This window comes from Streptomyces marinisediminis (assembly GCF_026262575.1).
Lineage (GTDB): Bacteria > Actinomycetota > Actinomycetes > Streptomycetales > Streptomycetaceae > Streptomyces > Streptomyces marinisediminis.
Map to the genome: position 1 here is coordinate 23,339 of NZ_JAPKFL010000021.1, position 16,696 is coordinate 40,034.

General features: G+C 76.1%; 15 protein-coding genes. 8 read left to right on the top strand and 7 right to left on the bottom strand.

The window, feature by feature from the left end; all coding sequences use genetic code 11:
* Positions 1-419 precede the first annotated feature (419 nt).
* The 5 genes from OSB71_RS17530 to OSB71_RS17550 all read right to left on the bottom strand — a co-directional run bounded on the left by OSB71_RS17530 (position 420) and on the right by OSB71_RS17550 (position 4,704).
* Positions 420-860, bottom strand: coding sequence for a (2Fe-2S) ferredoxin domain-containing protein (locus tag OSB71_RS17530; RefSeq protein WP_265949116.1), 441 nt, complete (start codon positions 858-860; stop codon positions 420-422).
* Between the two features lie 17 nt (positions 861-877).
* Positions 878-1,744 (bottom strand): Fpg/Nei family DNA glycosylase, encoded by an 867-nt coding sequence (locus tag OSB71_RS17535; RefSeq protein WP_265949117.1) that lies wholly within the window; start codon positions 1,742-1,744, stop codon positions 878-880.
* A 70-nt stretch (positions 1,745-1,814) separates the two neighbouring features.
* Positions 1,815-2,669 carry an ABC transporter permease gene (locus OSB71_RS17540; protein ID WP_265949119.1) on the bottom strand — a complete coding sequence of 285 codons (855 nt, stop codon included), beginning with the start codon at positions 2,667-2,669 and terminating at the stop codon, positions 1,815-1,817.
* Positions 2,666-3,694 carry an ATP-binding cassette domain-containing protein gene (locus tag OSB71_RS17545; RefSeq protein ID WP_265949120.1) on the bottom strand — a complete coding sequence of 343 codons (1,029 nt, stop codon included), beginning with the start codon at positions 3,692-3,694 and terminating at the stop codon, positions 2,666-2,668. Before OSB71_RS17545 ends, OSB71_RS17540 begins: the two co-directional genes overlap by 4 nt.
* 257 nt (positions 3,695-3,951) lie before the next feature.
* The gene (locus OSB71_RS17550) at positions 3,952-4,704 is read right to left on the bottom strand and encodes a hypothetical protein (RefSeq protein ID WP_265949122.1); all 753 of its coding nucleotides are present in this window, start codon (positions 4,702-4,704) and stop codon (positions 3,952-3,954) included.
* An 85-nt stretch (positions 4,705-4,789) separates the two neighbouring features.
* Here OSB71_RS17550 and OSB71_RS17555 point away from each other — a divergent pair, with 85 nt between their 5' ends.
* The 4 genes from OSB71_RS17555 (at position 4,790) to OSB71_RS17570 (ending at position 7,751) form a co-directional block, all read left to right on the top strand.
* A complete protein-coding gene (locus tag OSB71_RS17555; protein ID WP_265949123.1) occupies positions 4,790-5,098 on the top strand; it encodes a hypothetical protein in 309 nt (102 codons plus the stop codon).
* A gap of 49 nt (positions 5,099-5,147) precedes the next feature.
* Entirely contained in the window at positions 5,148-5,804 is a 657-nt protein-coding gene (locus OSB71_RS17560; protein WP_265949125.1) for a DUF1707 SHOCT-like domain-containing protein, read from the top strand.
* Between the two features lie 152 nt (positions 5,805-5,956).
* The gene (locus OSB71_RS17565; protein WP_265949127.1) at positions 5,957-7,030 is read left to right on the top strand and encodes a DUF2332 domain-containing protein; all 1,074 of its coding nucleotides are present in this window, start codon (positions 5,957-5,959) and stop codon (positions 7,028-7,030) included.
* Positions 7,017-7,751 carry an endonuclease V gene (locus OSB71_RS17570; RefSeq protein ID WP_265949129.1) on the top strand — a complete coding sequence of 245 codons (735 nt, stop codon included), beginning with the start codon at positions 7,017-7,019 and terminating at the stop codon, positions 7,749-7,751. Before OSB71_RS17565 ends, OSB71_RS17570 begins: the two co-directional genes overlap by 14 nt.
* Positions 7,752-7,766: 15 nt before the next feature.
* On the opposite strand, the gene OSB71_RS17575 is transcribed toward OSB71_RS17570, so the two are convergent.
* Positions 7,767-8,957, bottom strand: a complete 1,191-nt coding sequence (locus OSB71_RS17575) for a saccharopine dehydrogenase family protein (protein ID WP_265949130.1) — start codon at positions 8,955-8,957, stop codon at positions 7,767-7,769.
* A gap of 567 nt (positions 8,958-9,524) precedes the next feature.
* Here OSB71_RS17575 and OSB71_RS17580 point away from each other — a divergent pair.
* From OSB71_RS17580 to OSB71_RS17595, 4 genes are all read left to right on the top strand, one after another.
* Positions 9,525-10,679: a CaiB/BaiF CoA transferase family protein gene (locus tag OSB71_RS17580; RefSeq protein WP_265949213.1), complete on the top strand. Its 1,155-nt coding sequence runs from the start codon at positions 9,525-9,527 to the stop codon at positions 10,677-10,679.
* Between the two features lie 44 nt (positions 10,680-10,723).
* The gene (locus OSB71_RS17585) at positions 10,724-11,866 is read left to right on the top strand and encodes an acyl-CoA dehydrogenase family protein (protein ID WP_265949132.1); all 1,143 of its coding nucleotides are present in this window, start codon (positions 10,724-10,726) and stop codon (positions 11,864-11,866) included.
* A 75-nt stretch (positions 11,867-11,941) separates the two neighbouring features.
* Entirely contained in the window at positions 11,942-13,156 is a 1,215-nt protein-coding gene (locus OSB71_RS17590) for an acetyl-CoA C-acetyltransferase (RefSeq protein ID WP_265949133.1), read from the top strand.
* A 65-nt stretch (positions 13,157-13,221) separates the two neighbouring features.
* Positions 13,222-15,405: a 3-hydroxyacyl-CoA dehydrogenase NAD-binding domain-containing protein gene (locus OSB71_RS17595; protein ID WP_265949134.1), complete on the top strand. Its 2,184-nt coding sequence runs from the start codon at positions 13,222-13,224 to the stop codon at positions 15,403-15,405.
* Positions 15,406-15,622: 217 nt separating this feature from the next.
* On the opposite strand, the gene OSB71_RS17600 is transcribed toward OSB71_RS17595, so the two are convergent.
* Positions 15,623-16,426: a MerR family transcriptional regulator gene (locus OSB71_RS17600; protein ID WP_265949136.1), complete on the bottom strand. Its 804-nt coding sequence runs from the start codon at positions 16,424-16,426 to the stop codon at positions 15,623-15,625.
* Positions 16,427-16,696: the final 270 nt, after the last annotated feature.

A 16,696-nucleotide genomic window follows, 5' to 3' on the forward strand; every position in this document is an offset into this window, starting at 1 on the left:
CGGGCACCCCCCGCTCCATAGCCGCGTTCGCCGCCCCCGCGTCGGCTGCCGACGCCGCGGCCTGTCCGCGACGTGACGCGCCGGGCGGCGCCTCCACCCCCTCCGCGGGCGGTCACGCCGGCGGCGGGAGACCCCCAGGCAGCACGGGCAGCAGACGGGCGGGCAGACGGACGCGGTCCGCGCCCGCCCATCGCCCAGCGCCGGTGGCCGACGGCCGCGGACGCGTACCGGGCACCACGCCGGACCCCGTCGGGCGCATCCCGCAGTGGGGCGAGGCCGGTGTCTGCCCGGGCCGCATCCGGCGGTGCGCCGTGCGCTGAGCGATCGCGGTCAGCCGGCCGTACGGGCCCGTTCCGTGCGGCACACCCGGTCCCCTGGAGCGGCGCGCGCCAGGGGACCGGCTGCGTTCGGCGGCCGGGTCACGGGTGCGGACGCGGACGTGCGACGAACTGCAGCGCCAGGGCCCCGGGCGGCTCCGCCAGGCCGGGGCCGCCGGCGGCCGTCCACTCCAGCAGGTCGTCCACGCAGGCGTCGTCCATGACCCACCCCACCCACACCGGGCGGCCCCCCTGCCGGCGTCCGGCGGGGGAGGGGCGCACGACGACGAGGTTGGCCTGCCCGCACGGGCCCAGGCACGCGGAGGTCCGCACCGCCAGACGCCCGCCCGAGGCGTGCGCGGCCGCCCGCAGCCGCCGGAGCTGGCCGGCGTGGTCGGTCCGCGGGTGCTTGACCGGGTCGCCGCAGCAGCAGCCGCGGCACACCACGAGCGTGCAGCCGGGTTCGGGAGAGGCCGCCGGGACGTCGGACGCGGTGGGCGCCGGCCGGGCGCCCCGGGGCGGGGTGGCGGGTGCGGTGGTCATCCACCGCACCCTACGGCCTACTTCAGCAGCCGCGACATGCGGCGATCGGCCAGCACCCGGCCGCCGGTCTGGCACCGCGGGCAGTACTGGAGCGAGGAGTCGGCGAACGCGACCTCGCGGATCGGCTCCCCGCACACCGGGCACGGCCGGCCGGTGCGCCCGTGCACCCGCAGGCCGACCCGCTTCTCCGCCTTCAGCTCCCCCGCCCCCAGCCCCCGGGCGCGCTCGACGGCGTCCCGCAGGGTGGCGCCCAGGGCGTCGTAGAGCGTGCGGCTCTCCTCGTCGGTGAGGTCGCCGGCCAGCCGGTACGGGGAGAGGCGGGCGGCGTGCAGCACCTCGTCGGAGTAGGCGTTGCCGATGCCTGCGACGACGCTCTGGTCCCGCAGGACGCCCTTGATCCGGTGCCGCCGCCCGGCGAGCAGGGCCCGGAAGGCCTCCAGGGTGAAGTCCGGCGCGAGCGGGTCGGGCCCCAGCCGGGCGATGCCGGGCACCTCGGCCGGATCGCGCACGCAGTACACGGCCAGCCGCTTGTGCGTGCCCGCTTCCGTGAGGTCGAAGCCGTCGCGCGCGGGTCCGGCGAGCTGGACGCGCAGTGCCAGCGGCCCCCTGCCCGGGCGAGGCGGGGCAGCGGGCAGCGACTCCTGCCAGCGCAGCCACCCCGCCCGCGCCAGGTGGACCACCAGGTGCAGTCCGTCCGCGTGCAGGTCCAGGAACTTGCCGTGCCGCGCGACGCCGGTGAAGGCGGCCCCCTTCAGCGCCGTCACCGGTGGGTCGAACGTCTTCAGGACACTGACGGCGACCGGGCGGACCGCCTCGACGGTGCGCCCGGTCAGCCGTTCGGCGAGGGCGTCGCGGAGCGCCGCGACCTCGGGCAGTTCGGGCATGCGCCCAGTGTCGCGCAGGGGCGTCCACCCGTCACCCGCTCCGGCGGCGCGCAGGGGCGCGCCGCCGGGTTCACCTGCGGTTGTACAGCCGCATCGTCACCGTGCCGAAGACGGCGACGAGGGCGGCGCCCCACCCCAGCGACCAGGCGATCTCGGCCCCCGGCCACTCGCCGGCCATCAGTCCGCGCACGGCGGACGCCAGGTGGGTGATCGGGCTGTTGTTGACGAACGCCTGCAGCCACCCCGGCATCGTCGAGGGGTCGACGAAGATGTTGCTGAGGAAGGTGGCCGGGAAGAGCACCATCATGCTGACGCCCATCACGGACTTCTCGGTGCGCAGCAGCAGCCCGAACATCGTCCACACCCAGGAGAAGCAGAACGAGAACACCACCAGCAGCGCCACCCCGGCGAGCACCCCGGGCACCCCGCCCGCGGGCCGGAACCCCATGATCAGGCCCACGGTGAGCATGACGGCCGAGCCGATGGCGTAGCGCAGCATGTCGCCCAGCAGGTAGCCGACCATCGGCGCGGGCCGCCATATCGGCAGCGTCCGGAACCGGTCGAAGACGCCCTTCTCGATGTCGATGTTGACCGCGACGCCGGTGTACATGGTGATCATCACGATGCTCATCACCAGGATGCCGGGCAGCAGGAACTGCAGGTACTGCTGCGTGGACCCGGCCAGCGCACCGCCGAAGAGGTACGTGTACATCAGCACCATCATGATCGGGAAGGCGGTGACGTCGAAGAGCTGCTCGGGCACGTGCTTGATCTTCAGCATGGCGCGCCAGCCGAAGGCGAGGGACGCCGCCCAGGCGCTGGGCCGGGGCGGGCGCTCGGCGCTGACCAGCAACGGGGCCAGGCCCTCGGCGCTCACCGGGGCCAGCTCCTCGCCGTCGGCCCGGGTCGGTGCGGTGGTGGTCATGCCAGGGCCTCCTTGGACTCCTGCGCGCGCCGCTCGGTGGCGGGGCGGTCGGTGAGGGCGAGGAAGACCTCGTCCAGACTGGGCTGGCCGAGGGAGAAGTTGTCGACGACGACGCCGCCGCGCGCGAGTTCCGCGAGCGCGCGCGAGGCCTGCTCCGCGGCGTCCTGCCCGCCGTCGCCCACCCGGGCGGTCAGCGCCACGGCGTCGGCCTCCAGTTGCGGCTCCACGCCCAGGACGGAGCCCAGGATGCGGGCGGCCTCGGGGCGCTGCTCGGCGCTGCGCAGCCGCAGGTGTACCGAGCCGGCGCCCACGGACGCCTTCAGCTCGCCCTTGGTGCCCTCGGCGATGACCCTGCCGTGGTCGATCACGGCGATGCGCGAGGCGAGCTGGTCGGCCTCGTCGAGATACTGCGTCGTCAGCAGCACGGTCGTGCCCTGGGCGACGACGGCCCGGACGATCTCCCAGACCTGGTTGCGGCTGCGCGGGTCGAGGCCCGTCGTCGGCTCGTCCAGGAAGAGCAGGTCGGGCGTGTTGAGGATGCTCGCGGCGATGTCGATGCGGCGGCGCATGCCGCCGGAGTAGTTCTTGACCTGGCGCCCGGCGGCCTCGGTGAGCCCGAAGGCCTCCAGCAGATGGCCGGAGCGCTCGCGCGCGGCCCGCTTGCCGTGCCCGAGCAGGCGGCCGAGCAGCACCAGGTTCTCGGTGCCGGTCAGGTCCTCGTCGACGGAGGCGTACTGGCCGGTCAGGCTGACCCGGCCGCGCACGGCGTCGGCCTCGTGCAGCACGTCGTGGCCGAAGACGCGGGCCTCGCCGCCGTCCGGGCGCAGCAGCGTGGCCAGCATCTTCACCGCCGTCGTCTTGCCCGCCCCGTTGGGGCCGAGGACGCCGTAGACCATCCCGGCCGGGACCCGAAGGTCCACCCCGTCCACCGCCCGGGTCTCCCCGAAGGTCTTCACCAGTCCCGAGGTCTCGATCGCGAGCCCGGAGCCCGGATCGTCGCGGCGCCCCACCCTGTGCGCTGTCATGGTCGTGCTCACTTCCGTGTGTGGTCGTCGTCGTGCTCTGGTTGTGACGGTTCGCGGCCCCGCTTCTCATCGGCCCCGCACTCGTCGAGTGTGACGCGCACCACTGACAACGTATGCCCGGCCGGGTCCCGAGGCACCCCGGGACCGGCCCTGGGTCCCGGCCGGGCCCGGCTCCCGGGCTGCCGGGGTCCGCAAACCGGCCCCCGCGCCGCCCGTCCGGCCCCAGCGCCCGTTCCGCTCCGGGCCCCGGCCTCCGGTCAGCCGCGTAGCCGGTCGACCGTGTGCAGGGCGGCCTGGGCCAGCGCCAGGCGGACGTCGAGGCCGTCCTCGTCCCACACGTACTCCCCCCGGCCGTGCCGGAAGCCGAGGACGCCGCGCGAGCCGGCCGCCCGCCGCCAGACCACGCGGCGCGGCGCGCTCCACACCACCAGCTCCGTGACGTGGCCCAGCGTCACGAGCGCCGCCAGCAGCGACACCCCGGCGAACAGGAACCACAGCGGCAGCAGCGCCGCGAAGGCGAGCCAGCCCGCCAGGGTGCCGCGGTGCCCCACCACGGCACCGCCGGTCACCGGCTCGATCCGCCACCGGACCCGCCCGGTCCACCGCGAGCGCCCCGTGCCGATGCGGCCCAGCGGGCGGCCGTCTGCGTCCAGCACCGCGAAGGAGCGGGGACGCGCGAGCGGTGGCTCGGGCCGTACCACGCAGCGCACGTCGCCGCCCGCGCCCGCCGGAGCCGGGGTGCCGTCGGCCGTACCGGCGTCAGCCGTGTCCGGGGCGCACACCGTGAGCACCGGGTGGTCGGCGTCCCGTCCGGCCGACTTCTCCGCCCGCGCCTCCACCTCCCGGACGGTCACCGGACCGCCCGCCGCCCGCGGTGCCGCGAACGTCCCCGGGGCCCCGGGCAGGACCCGGGCCAGCGCGTGCGACCTGCGGTGTTCGCCCACCGGCAGCACCAGCCACCCGCTGTCCCACAGTTCGCACTCCTGCACGGTGAACGCCGACCGCCGCACCGGTTCCGCTCCCCTCCGCCGCTTGGTCCCCCGCCTGCCGGGGGCGTGCACCTGACCGTAGGGGAAAGCATTACGCTCCTGGGCTATGACGGCACTCGGCGAGAACGACACGACCCCCCACCACGTCGCCCGGGAAGGCGGCGGACTGACGCCTCGCCAGGCCCGGTTGGTCAGGGGAGTCGCGGCGGCGGTCGTGATGGCCGCGGTGGCCGTGACCATGGTCGTCCGCTTCGCCGTCAAGCCCTCCCTGCTGACCCTGGGGCTCTACGGGGTGGCGCTGATCCTCTCCGGCACCGCGATCCAGCTCAGCCGCCGCGGGCGCACCCGGGTCGCCACCGCCGTGCTCGCCGGTGGTCTGGCCGTCGCGGTGCTGGCCGAACCGCTCCTGGGATAGAGGTGGGGACGGCGTCGCGGCCCGGACCGGTGCTGCGTAGGGTGCGGGCATGAACGACGAGCTGCCCCAGATGCGGGCGTCGGACGCCGAACGGGACCGGGTCGCCGAGGTGCTCAGGGACGCACTGGCCGAAGGGCGGTTGACGACGGAGGAGTTCGGCGAGCGGCTGGAGTCCGTCTACCAGGCCCGCACCCGGGCCGAACTCCTCCCGCTCACCGCCGACCTGCCGCACGACGACGAGCCGGAGCGGCCCCTGGCCCCGGCCGCGCGGGGCTGGGCCGAGCGGTTCGGCGGACGCCCGACGTCCAGCGGCGGGCTCGCGCTGATGGGCGCGTTCGTGCGCAAGGGGCCGTGGGTCGCGCCGAAGGCGTTCACCGCCGTCGCCTTCTGGGGCGGCGGGGAGATCGACCTGCGCGAAGCCCGCTTCGAGGACCGGGAGATCGTCGTCCGCGCCGTGGCGATCATGGGCGGGGTGCACGTCATCGTGCCGCCCGACGCCGAGGTGACCGTGGGCGGCGTGGGCATCATGGGCGGCTTCGACCACACGGCCACCGGAGCGGGCGCGCCGGGTGCCGTGCGCGTCACCGTCACCGGCCTCGCCTTCTGGGGCGGCGTCTCCGTGGAGCGGCGGGCGCCGGGCGCGGACGCCGGGGACGACGGCAAGCGGCTGGACGGCGGCGGGGGCGGCCCGCGCGCCCTGCGCTGACGGCTCCGCCGACCCGGTCCGCACGGCCGGACCGGGTCGGCCGCCCACCGCATCGCCCCCCACCGCACCGCACCCCATCCCACCGCACCGCACCCCGCACCGCGCGGCCTCGCCCCGGCTCCGCGGCGCCCGGTACCCGGAGGAACCCCGCCATGAGCTTCCAGCACGCGGCCGACATGATCGCGCACCAGGGGGAGGCCTGCGCCGAACTGGGCTCGCCGCTGTACGCGGAGCTGTTCGCGCGGGCGGCCGAGGACGTGCGCGCGGGCGGGCCCTGCGCCGAGGCGATCGCCGGCCACGAGGACGCCGCCGGGCCGCAGGCGCTGGCGCTGCGCCTCGCGGGCGGGGTGCACGCCCTCGCGCTCAGCGGCCGCGCCCCCGCGCTGGCCCGGTTCTACCCGAGCGCGGGCGGCGCCTTCTCACCCGCGGTGGCCGAGGCCGCGTGGGCGGCGTTCCGGGACACGGTCGCCGCCGAACTGCCCCGGGTGCGCGACTGGCTGACGCGGCCGCCGCAGACCAACGAGGTCGGCCGCGCCAACCTGCTCCTCGCGGGGCTGCTGTGGGCCGCCGACCGCGTGCCGCTGCCCGTGCGGCTGTTCGAGATCGGCGCCAGCGCGGGGCTGAACCTGCGGGCGGACCACTTCCGGTGCGTGGGCGAGGGCTACGCCTGGGGCGCGCCGGACGCCGAGGTCGTCCTGGACGGCGCCTGGCGCGGCGCGCCGCCCGACTGGCTGCCGCGGGCCGCCGCGCGCCACCCGGAGCTGGCGGTCGTGGCGCGCCGGGGGTGCGACCCCGACCCGGTCGACCCCTGCGCGCCCGGTGGCGCGCTCGCGCTGCGCGCCTACGTGTGGCCCGACCAGGCGGACCGGCACACGCGGCTGGCCGGGGCCCTGCGGCTCGCCCGTGCCGTGCCCGCCGAGGTGACGGCCACCGGTGCCGCCGCGTTCCTGCGCGGCGTCGAGCTGCGCGCGGGCACGCTGACGGTCGTGTGGCACTCGGTGATGCGCCAGTACGTGCCCGGCGCCGAGTGGGACGCCGTCCGCCGCGAGCTGGACCGGCTGGCCGCCGGGTCGGGGCCCGACCGGGGCTTCGCGCACCTGGCCTTCGAACCCGAGCAAGTCGGCGGGCGGCGCCCCTTCCGGCTCACCGCGCGCGTGGGCCGTGAGCCCGCCGTGCCGCTCGCCGACGCCGCGCCGCACGGGCTGCCCGCGCATGCGCCCGCCTGACCACCGCCCGCCGCCGGGCGGATACGCGGCGGCGCACCGCACGCCGCCGACGCGGGCCGCCGCCGTCGCGGTGCAGGAGGAGCTGCGCGGGCGGGTGGTCGCGCTCGACCAGGGCCCGGCGCCCGGAGCGCCGGGCACTCTCGTGGCCGGGGTGGACGTCGCCTACGACGACGCGCGCGACGCGGTGGCCGCGGCGGCGGTCGTCGTCGACGCGGCCACCCTCGACGTCGTCGCGCAGGCCACCGCGCGCGGGCCGGTGCCGTTCCCGTACGTGCCCGGGCTGCTGGCCTTCCGCGAGCTGCCCGCCGCGCTCGCCGCGCTGGACCGGCTCCCGGTGGCGCCGGACCTCGTGGTGTGCGACGGGTACGGGATCGCCCACCCGCGCCGCTTCGGCCTGGCCAGCCACCTCGGAGTGATCACCGGGCTCCCGTCGATCGGCGTGGCGAAGAACCCGTTCGGCTTCGCCGTGCCGACGCCGCCGGGCGCCCCGCGCGGCAGCGTCGCACCGCTGGTGGACCCGGACACGGGGGAGGAGGTGGGCGCCGCCGTGCGCACCCGGGACGGGGTGCGGCCGGTGTACGTCTCCCTCGGGCACCGGGTGTCGTCGGCGGCGGCCTGCGCCCACGTGCTCTCGCTCGCGCGGGCGTACCGGCAGCCGGAGACCACGCGGCTGGCCGACCGCCTGTGCCGCGCGGAGCTGCGCCGACCGCCGGACGCGTGACCCGGGCCCGCGCCCTCACCGGCCGTGGTGCGTCACCCGGAAGCCGAGGCCGGCCGCCGACAGGCGGTCGATGAGCGGCCGGCCCATCGCGGCGGCGGGGGTGACCTGCCCGGCGGTGCGGGGAAGGTCGTCGAAGGCCAGGCACAGCGCGGACTCCGCCAGCATCTTGGCCGTCTCGTCGTAGCCGGGGTCGCCGCCGCTGACCTCGGTGGCGACCCGGCGGCCACCGCCCGTGCCGAGGAAGCGCACGGAGAAGGTGCTGCGGGCCCGCCGCTCCTCGCTCGGCCCCTCGCCCGGGGCCAGCCGGGCGGACAGGGCGCGGCGGGCGGCGGGCACCTGGGCGAGCGCCACGAGCCCGGCCACCCCCGCGACGCCGCCGAGCGCGACCGGCAGCCGCCGCACCGCCGCCGCGTGCCGGTAGCGGAAGTCGGGCCCGTAGCGCTCCAGCGCGGCGGCCGAGCGGCCCACGACCTGCGGGTCGATGGTGGGCAGGGGCACCGCCCAGGCGCCCAGCAGCGGCACGCGGCGCACGCCGCCGGTGGGCAGGGAGATGCGCCGGTCCTCGGGCCTGGGTTCCGCCCGGCGCCGCTCGCGGGCCGCGTCGAGCGTCTGCCGGCCGCGGGCGAGCGCCTCCAGCGCGGAGGCCAGCGTGCCGCCGGAGAAGGTCGCGTCGGTGCGCACGTAGCCGTCGACGCGCAGCGGCACGCCCTCGGGGAGCTGTTCGACGGTGTAGAGCACGCCCAGGTCGTGCGGCACGGAGTCGAAGCCGCAGGCGTGCACCAGCCGGGCGCCGGTGCGCACGGCGGTGGCGTGGTGCCGCAGGTACATGGTGTCGACGAACTCGGGCTCGCCGCACAGGTCCACGTAGTCGGTTCCGGTCTCGGCGCAGGCGGCCACCAGGGGCGCCCCGTGGCGCAGGTAGGGACCGACGGTGCTGACGACCACCGAGGCGTCGGCGGCCAGGCGGCGCAGCGCGTCCGCGTCGCCGGCGTCGGCGTCCAGGAGGGGCAGCTCGCTCAGTTCCGCGCGCTCCGGGCGCAGGGCGGCCAGTTCGGCGCGGACGGCGGCGAGCTTGCCCCGGTTGCGTCCGGCCAGGGCCCAGCGGCAGCCGGGCGGCGCGTGCTCGGCCAGGTAGCGGGCGACCAGGCGGCCGGTGAATCCGGTGGCGCCGAACAGGACCAGGTCGTGGGCGGGGCTGGAGGGCAAGCGGGGGCTCCTTCGCCGGTCGTTGGGGACGCGCGGGCGGGCGGGCGGGCGTCGGTGCGCCGCCGCCTACCGCGACCGTATGGCCGGGCGGGCGGATGATCCACCGGTGCCACGGGAATCGAGGCGTGAGTTCGCCCTCACACCTCCGACGTCCGCCCGCGGAGCGGCCCGGTGCGGGCAACGCCCCCGGCGCGGAGGCGCGGTGGGACGGCCGGGAGGGCGCCCGTCCGCCTCGGACGGCTGACGGCCGGGCCGGCGCCACGCGCATCGGTCCCGGTCGCACGGCAGCGCCGTCCCCGGTCGCCGCCCGTCCGCGCGTGGGCTCGCCCGCCCCGGGCGGCGGCGTTGCCGGCACCGCCCGGCGTGCCGTCCGCTCCCGCGAGGGGTGCGGGGAGGAGCCGCCGCACGTCCGCCCGGGGCGGGCGGGGGCCGGGCCGGGCCGCACCGGGCGTGCGCCACCGCGGTGTACCCGTCGGTAATCCGCGCCCCGGAAGGGCTTGTGCCGGGGGCCCCGCCTTCTTAGCATCATCGGTGTTACATCAGTTGTGTCACATGGCTGGGGGCCTGATGACGGCGGCGACAGCACCCGGACAGGGCGGAGGCCCGCTCGCGGGCGTGCGCGTGGTGGAACTGGCCGGGATCGGCCCCGGTCCCTTCGCGGCCATGCTCCTGGGCGACCTGGGCGCCGACGTCGTCCGCGTCGACCGTCCCGGGGGCGCCGGGCTCGGCATCGACCCCGCCGTGGACGTCACCGGGCGCAACAAGCGCTCGGTGCTGGTGGACCTGAAGGCCGCGTCCGGGGCGGCCACCGTGCTGGACCTGGTGACCCGGGCGGACGTGCTGGTCGAGGGCTACCGGCCGGGCGTGGCCGAACGCCTCGGGGTGGGCCCGAAGCCGTGCCTGGCCCGCAACCCGGCGCTCGTCTACGGGCGCATGACGGGCTGGGGGCAGGAGGGGCCGCTCGCCCCGCGCGCCGGGCACGACATCGGCTACGCCGCGCTCACCGGGGCCCTCGGCCTGGCCGGTCCGGCCGGCGGCCCGCCCTACGCCCCGGCGAACCTGCTGGGCGACTACGCGGGCGGCTCCCTCTACCTCGTCGTCGGCGTGCTGGCCGCGCTGCACCACGCGCGCGCCCACGGCACCGGCCAGGTGGTGGACGCCGCCATCGTGGACGGCACCAGCCACCTGACGGCGATGCTGCACGGCATGCTCGCCGCCGGAGCCTGGCAGGACGCGCGCGGGGTCAACCTGCTCGACGGCGGCAGCCCCTTCTACGGCGTCTACGAGACCGCCGACGGCGGCCACATGGCCGTCGGCGCCCTGGAGGAGCGCTTCTACGCCGAGTTCGTCCGGCTGCTGGGCCTGGACCCGGCCACCGCCGACCGCACCGACCTCGCCCACTGGCCCGCGCTGCGCGCGGCGGTGGCCGACCGCTTCCGCACCCGTACCCGCGACGCGTGGGCGGAGGTCTTCGCCGGCTCCGACGCCTGCGTCGCGCCCGTGCTCTCGCTGCGCGAGGCACCGCACCACCCCCACCTCGCGGCGCGCGGCACCTTCGTGGACCACGGCGGCATCACCCAGCCCGCCCCCGCCCCCCGGTTCTCGGCCACCCCCGGCGCCGTGCGCACCGCCCCCGCCCGCCCGGGGGCCGACGCGGCCTCCGTCGCGCGCGACTGGCGTCTGCCCGCCGACGCCTTCGCGGCACCGGCCGACGCCCCCTGACCCCGAGCAGTCCACCGACGACCCGCCACAGCGGCAGGAGCAGCATGCAGCGCGAGATCTACACCGAGGACCACGAGGCGTTCCGGGAGACGGTCAGGACGTATCTGGCCAAGGAGGTCACCCCGCACTACCAGCAGTGGGAGCGCGACGGCATCGTCAGCCGGGACGCCTGGCGGGCCGCCGGGCGCCAGGGGCTGCTGGGCCTGGCCGTGCCCCGGGAGCACGGCGGCGGAGGCGAGTCCGACTTCCGCTACAGCGCCGTGCTCACCGAGGAGTTCGCCAAGGCCGGGGTGTCCGGCCTGGCCATCGGCCTGCACAACGACATCGTCGGCCCCTACCTGCTCTCGCTCGCCACCGAGGAGCAGCGGCGCCGCTGGCTGCCCGGCTTCTGCTCCGGTGAGCTGATCACCGCCATCGCCATGACCGAGCCGGACGCCGGCTCCGACCTCCAGGCCATCCGCACCACCGCCGAGGACCACGGCGACCACTGGACGCTGCGCGGCTCCAAGACCTTCATCTCCAACGGCATCCTCGCCGACCTGGTGGTCGTCGTCGCCCGCACCACCCCCGAGGGCGGCGCCAAGGGGCTGAGCCTGCTCCTCGTCGAGCGCGGCATGGACGGCTTCGAGCGCGGCCGCAACCTCGACAAGATCGGCCAGAAGGCGCAGGACACGGCCGAGCTGTTCTTCCACGACGTGCGCGTGCCCAAGGAGAACCTGCTGGGCGAGCTGAACGGCGCGTTCACGCACCTCATGACGCATCTGGCGCAGGAGCGCATGGCCATCGCGGTCGCCGCCGTCACCGTCGCCGAGCACCTGCTGGAGACCACGACCGCCTACGTCAAGGAGCGCGAGGCGTTCGGGCGCCCGCTGGCCCGCCTCCAGCACATCCGGTTCGAGATCGCCGAGATGGCCACCGAGTGCGCCGTCACCCGCTCCTTCCTCGACCGCTGCATCACCGAGCACACGGCGGGGAGACTGGACGCGGTGCACGCCTCCATGGCCAAGTGGTGGTCCACCGAGCTGCAGAAGCGCGTCACCGACCGCTGCCTGCAACTGCACGGCGGGTACGGGTACATGGCCGAGTACCCCGTCGCCCGGGCCTACACCGACGGCCGCATCCAGACGATCTACGGCGGCACCACCGAGATCATGAAGGAGATCATCGGACGCTCGCTGCTGGCCTGAGCCGTCCCCGCGCCCGCCCACCCCCGCCCCGCGACCCCCGCGACCTCGCAAGCCCCCAGCCGAAAGGCCCCACCCGTGAGCACCGAAGCGTACGTCTACGACGCCATCCGCACCCCGCGCGGGCGCGGCAAGGAGAACGGCGCCCTGCACGGCACCAAGCCCATCGACCTCGTCGTGGGACTCATCCACGAGCTGCGCGCCCGCTTCCCCGGCCTGGACCCGGCCGCCATCGACGACGTCGTCCTCGGCGTCGTCAGCCCGCACAGCGACCAGGGCTCGGACATCGCCAAGATCGCCGCCCTGGCCGCCGGGCTGCCCGACACCGTCGCCGGCGTGCAGGAGAACCGCTTCTGCGCCTCCGGGCTGGAGGCCGTCAACCTGGCCGCCGCCAAGGTGCGCTCCGGCTGGGAGGACCTGATCCTGGCCGGCGGCGTGGAGTCCATGTCCCGCGTGCCGCTGGGCAGCGACGGCGGCGCCTGGGCCATGGACCCGATGACCAGCTTCGAGACCGGGTTCGTCCCCCAGGGCATCGGCGCCGACCTCATCGCCACCATCGAGGGCTTCTCCCGCCGGGACGTGGACGAGTACGCCGCGCTCTCCCAGGAGCGCGCCGCCGCGGCGTGGAAGGAGGAGCGCTTCGCCCGCTCCGTCGTCCCCGTGCGCGACCGCTCCGGGCTGACCCTCCTCGACCACGACGAGCACCTGCGCCCGGGCACCACCGCCGACTCCCTGGCGAAGCTCAAGCCGTCCTTCGAGACCATCGGGGACCTGGGCGGCTTCGACGCCGTCGCGCTCCAGAAGTACCACTGGGTCGAGAGGATCGACCACGTGCACCACGCGGGCAACTCCTCCGGCATCGTGGACGGCGCCGCGCTGGTCGCCGTCGGCAACGCCGAGACCGGACGCCGCTTCGGGCTCACCCCGCGGGCCCGCATCGTGTCCGCCGCCGTCTCCGGCGCCGACCCGACCATCATGCTCACCGGCCCCGCGCCCGCCTCCCGCAAGGCGCTCGCCAAGGCCGGGCTGACGATCGACGACATCGACCTGGTGGAGATCAACGAGGCGTTCGCCGCCGTCGTGCTGCGCTTCGTGCGCGACATGGGCCTGAGCATGGACAAGGTCAACGTCAACGGCGGCGCCATCGCCCTGGGCCACCCGCTGGGCGCCACCGGCGCCATGATCCTGGGCACCCTCGTCGACGAGCTGGAGCGGCGCGACCAGCGGTACGGGCTGGCCACCCTGTGCGTCGGCGGCGGCATGGGCATCGCCACCGTCGTCGAACGCCTGTGAGGCCCGGACGCCCGCCCGCGCGACCGCCCGCACCCCGCCGACCCCTTCCCAGGAGACAGCACGCCATGCCCGAGCCCACCACGATCCGCTGGCACCGCGACGCCGACGACATCGTCACCCTCACCCTGGACGACCCGGACCAGTCCGCCAACACCATGAACGAGGCGTTCACCGCCTCGCTCACGGCCGTCGCCAACCGCCTGGAGGCGGAGCGCGAGGAGATCCGCGGCGTCATCGTCACCTCCGCCAAGAAGACCTTCTTCGCCGGCGGCGACCTGCGCCTGCTCGTCCAGGCCACCCCGGAGAACGCCGAGGAGATCTACGCCAAGGGGATGCGCGTCAAGCGCGACCTGCGCCGCATCGAGACCCTGGGCAGGCCCGTCGTCGCCGCCATCAACGGCGCGGCACTCGGCGGCGGGCTGGAGATCGCGCTCGCCTGCCACCACCGCGTCGCGCTCGACGCCCCCGGCAGCCGCATCGGCCTGCCCGAGTCCACGCTCGGCCTGCTGCCCGGTGGCGGCGGCGTGGTGCGCGCCGTGCGGCTGCTGGGCATCGCCGACGCGCTGCTCAACGTCCTGCTGCAAGGGCAGCAGTACGTGCCCGCCGCCGCGCGGGACAAGGGCCTGGTGCACGAGGTCGTCGCCGACCACGACGCGCTCCTCGCCCGCGCCCGGGCGTTCATCGAGGCCCACCCCGAGGCCGCGCAGCCCTGGGACACCGAGGGCTACAAGATCCCCGGCGGCACCCCGGCGCACCCCGGGTTCGCGGCGAACCTCCCCGCCTTCCCCGCCAACCTCACCAAGCAGACCGGCGGCGCGCCCTACCCCGCCCAGCGCTCCATCATGGCGGCGGCCGTGGAGGGCGCGCAGGTCGACTTCGCCACCGCCGAGCGCATCGAGGGCCGCTACTTCACCGAGCTGGTCACCGGCCCGCTGGCCAAGAACATGATCCAGGCGTTCTTCTTCGACCTCCAGGCCGTCAACTCCGGGGCGAGCCGCCCCGACGGCGTGCCCGAGCGGAAGGTGCGCAAGGTCGCGGTGCTCGGCGCCGGGATGATGGGGGCGGGCATCGCCTACTCCTGCGCCAAGGCCGGCATCGAGGTCGTCCTGAAGGACGTGTCGGCGGAGGCCGCCGAGAAGGGCAAGGACTACTCCGCCGGACTGCTGGACAAGGCGCTGGCCCGGGGCAAGACCACCCCCGACAAGCGCGACGCCCTGCTCGCCCGCATCACGCCCACCGCCGACCCGGCCGACCTGGCGGGGTGCGACGCCGTCATCGAGGCCGTCTTCGAGGACACCGCGCTCAAGCACGCGGTCTTCCAGGAGGTCCAGCACGTCGTGGAGCCCGACGCGCTGCTGTGCTCGAACACCTCCACGCTGCCCATCACCGGGCTCGCCGAGGGCGTCGAGCGGCAGGCGGACTTCATCGGCCTGCACTTCTTCTCGCCCGTCGACAAGATGCCGCTCGTGGAGATCGTGCGCGGCCGCCGGACCGGCGACCAGGCGCTGGCCCGCGCCTTCGACCTGGTACGGCAGATCGGGAAGACGCCGATCGTCGTGCACGACGCCCGCGGCTTCTTCACCTCCCGGGTCATCGGCCAGTTCCTCAACGAAGGCGTCGCGCTGGTGGGGGAGGGCGTCGAGCCGGCCTCCGTCGAGCAGGCGGCGGCCCAGGCCGGGTACCCGGCGAAGGTGCTGTCCCTGATGGACGAGCTGACGCTCACCCTGCCGCGCAAGATCCGCAACGAGACGCGCGCGGCCCTGGAGGCCGAGGGGCGCGAGTGGCCCGAGCACCCGGCCGAGAAGGTCATCGACCGGATGGTCGACGAGTTCCGGCGGCCCGGCCGCAGCGGCGGGGCGGGCTTCTACGACTACGACGAGGACGGCCGGCGCACCCGCCTGTGGCCGGGCCTGCGTGAGCACTTCGGCACCGTCGGCGGCGCGCCCACGGTGCCGTTCGAGGACATGAAGGAGCGCATGCTCTTCTCCGAGGCGCTGGACACCGTGCGCTGCCTGGAGGAAGGCATCCTCACCACGGTCGCCGACGCCAACATCGGCTCCGTCATGGGCATCGGCTTCCCGCCGTGGACGGGCGGCTGCCTGCAGTACATCAACGGCTACCCCGGCGGGCTGCCCGGCTTCGTCGCCCGCGCCCGCGAGCTCCAGGAGCGGTACGGCGACCGCTTCGCGCCGCCCGCCCTGCTGCTGGAGAAGGCGGACCGGGGCGAACGCTTCACCGACGCCGCCTGACGCGGGCGGGCCCGCCCGGGCCCGCCCGCGTGCGGGGGCCGGGCGTGCGAAGCCCGGGCGCGGGGCCCCGGGCCCGCCCGCGCCCGGGCCCCCGCGGTGTGGCCGGCGACCCGGGTCGGCGGATGCGCGGGGCGGGTGCCCCGCGCGGGCGGTGGACCGCGCCACAGCCGCGCGCGGGCGGTGGACCGCGCGCGGCTGGGGGCCGGTGGACGACGGGTCAGGCGCGCCCGGAGCGGGTGGCCCGGTCGGCCGCAGCGGCGCCGGGGTCGCCGGGGCCGAGCCGGGGAGCGCGCTCCTTGGGGAACGCCTCGCGCAACTCGTCCTTCAGGGAGCGCTGGAACGCCGTCAGCAGAGCTTGTACCACCAGGGGCTGCATGTGCGCCGACAGCGACTTCATCGCCTCCACCTGGTCGGGGTCCGGCCCCGTGCTGCGGTAGGGCTCCCACACCTCGGCGCGGAAGAGCCGGCTCAGCTCCCGGGCCACCTCGCGCGCGTGGTCCAGCACCACGCGGCGCGCCGCGAGGATCGACTCGTGCGCGATCGGCACGTCCAGCAGGCGCACGCCCAGGTGCAGCAGGCCGGGGTCGACGAGGAAGCGGTCCGGCCCGTCGGTGCGCCGCAGCACGCTCATCGCGGCCAGCCGGTCCACGTCCGCCTCCGTCAGCGCCCGGCCGCAGCGGCGCTCCAGTTGCCCGCGGGTCACCTCGTCGGCCGTGTCCGGCATCCAGGAGGCGACCAGGGCGCGGTGGATGGCCAGGTCGTGCGCGCTCAGGTCGGCCGGCAGCCGCTGTACGTAGCGCTCGATGGCGGCCAGCGTCATGCCCTGGCTCTGCAGCTCCTCAATGAGCGCGAGCCGGGAGAGGTGCTCGTCCCCGTACCGGCCGACGCGGCGCGGGCCGATCTGCGGTGGCGGCAGCAGCCCGCGCGTGCTGTAGAAGCGGATGGTGCGCACGGTCACTCCGGCGCGGGCGGCCAGCTCGTCGACGGTCAGCCCCGCACCGCGCTCCCCCTGCTCGTCCATGGGCGGCGCCCTCCCTCTCGTCCGGTCTGCGTGCGGCACCACGTGCAACACTATTGGTGTCTCACCGGAACTGTGAAGCGCGCCGTCCGGACCGGGCACCGACCCCAGTGCCGTGTCAGTCAGGGTTTGCCCGTCAAGGAGCGGCGTCCGGTGCGGTGCATCGCAAGGCGCCGGATCGGCGGCGTAGTAGGCGTAGTGGGCCTACTCGGTCGATTCGGCAACGCCGCGAGGCGCCGTGCCGGGCGTCGCGACGGGGCAAACCCTGGCTGA

What these genes read in the sequence shown, in the direction of transcription:
- OSB71_RS17530 (WP_265949116.1), bottom strand. Translation starts at nt 860, where the DNA reads ATGACCACCGCACCCGCCACCCCGCCCCGGGGCGCCCGGCCGGCGCCC.
- OSB71_RS17535 (WP_265949117.1), bottom strand. Translation starts at nt 1,744, where the DNA reads ATGCCCGAACTGCCCGAGGTCGCGGCGCTCCGCGACGCCCTCGCCGAA.
- OSB71_RS17540 (WP_265949119.1), bottom strand. Translation starts at nt 2,669, where the DNA reads ATGACCACCACCGCACCGACCCGGGCCGACGGCGAGGAGCTGGCCCCG.
- OSB71_RS17545 (WP_265949120.1), bottom strand. Translation starts at nt 3,694, where the DNA reads ATGACAGCGCACAGGGTGGGGCGCCGCGACGATCCGGGCTCCGGGCTC.
- OSB71_RS17555 (WP_265949123.1), top strand. Translation starts at nt 4,790, where the DNA reads ATGACGGCACTCGGCGAGAACGACACGACCCCCCACCACGTCGCCCGG.
- OSB71_RS17560 (WP_265949125.1), top strand. Translation starts at nt 5,148, where the DNA reads ATGAACGACGAGCTGCCCCAGATGCGGGCGTCGGACGCCGAACGGGAC.
- OSB71_RS17565 (WP_265949127.1), top strand. Translation starts at nt 5,957, where the DNA reads ATGAGCTTCCAGCACGCGGCCGACATGATCGCGCACCAGGGGGAGGCC.
- OSB71_RS17570 (WP_265949129.1), top strand. Translation starts at nt 7,017, where the DNA reads ATGCGCCCGCCTGACCACCGCCCGCCGCCGGGCGGATACGCGGCGGCG.
- OSB71_RS17580 (WP_265949213.1), top strand. Translation starts at nt 9,525, where the DNA reads ATGACGGCGGCGACAGCACCCGGACAGGGCGGAGGCCCGCTCGCGGGC.
- OSB71_RS17585 (WP_265949132.1), top strand. Translation starts at nt 10,724, where the DNA reads ATGCAGCGCGAGATCTACACCGAGGACCACGAGGCGTTCCGGGAGACG.
- OSB71_RS17595 (WP_265949134.1), top strand. Translation starts at nt 13,222, where the DNA reads ATGCCCGAGCCCACCACGATCCGCTGGCACCGCGACGCCGACGACATC.
- OSB71_RS17600 (WP_265949136.1), bottom strand. Translation starts at nt 16,426, where the DNA reads ATGGACGAGCAGGGGGAGCGCGGTGCGGGGCTGACCGTCGACGAGCTG.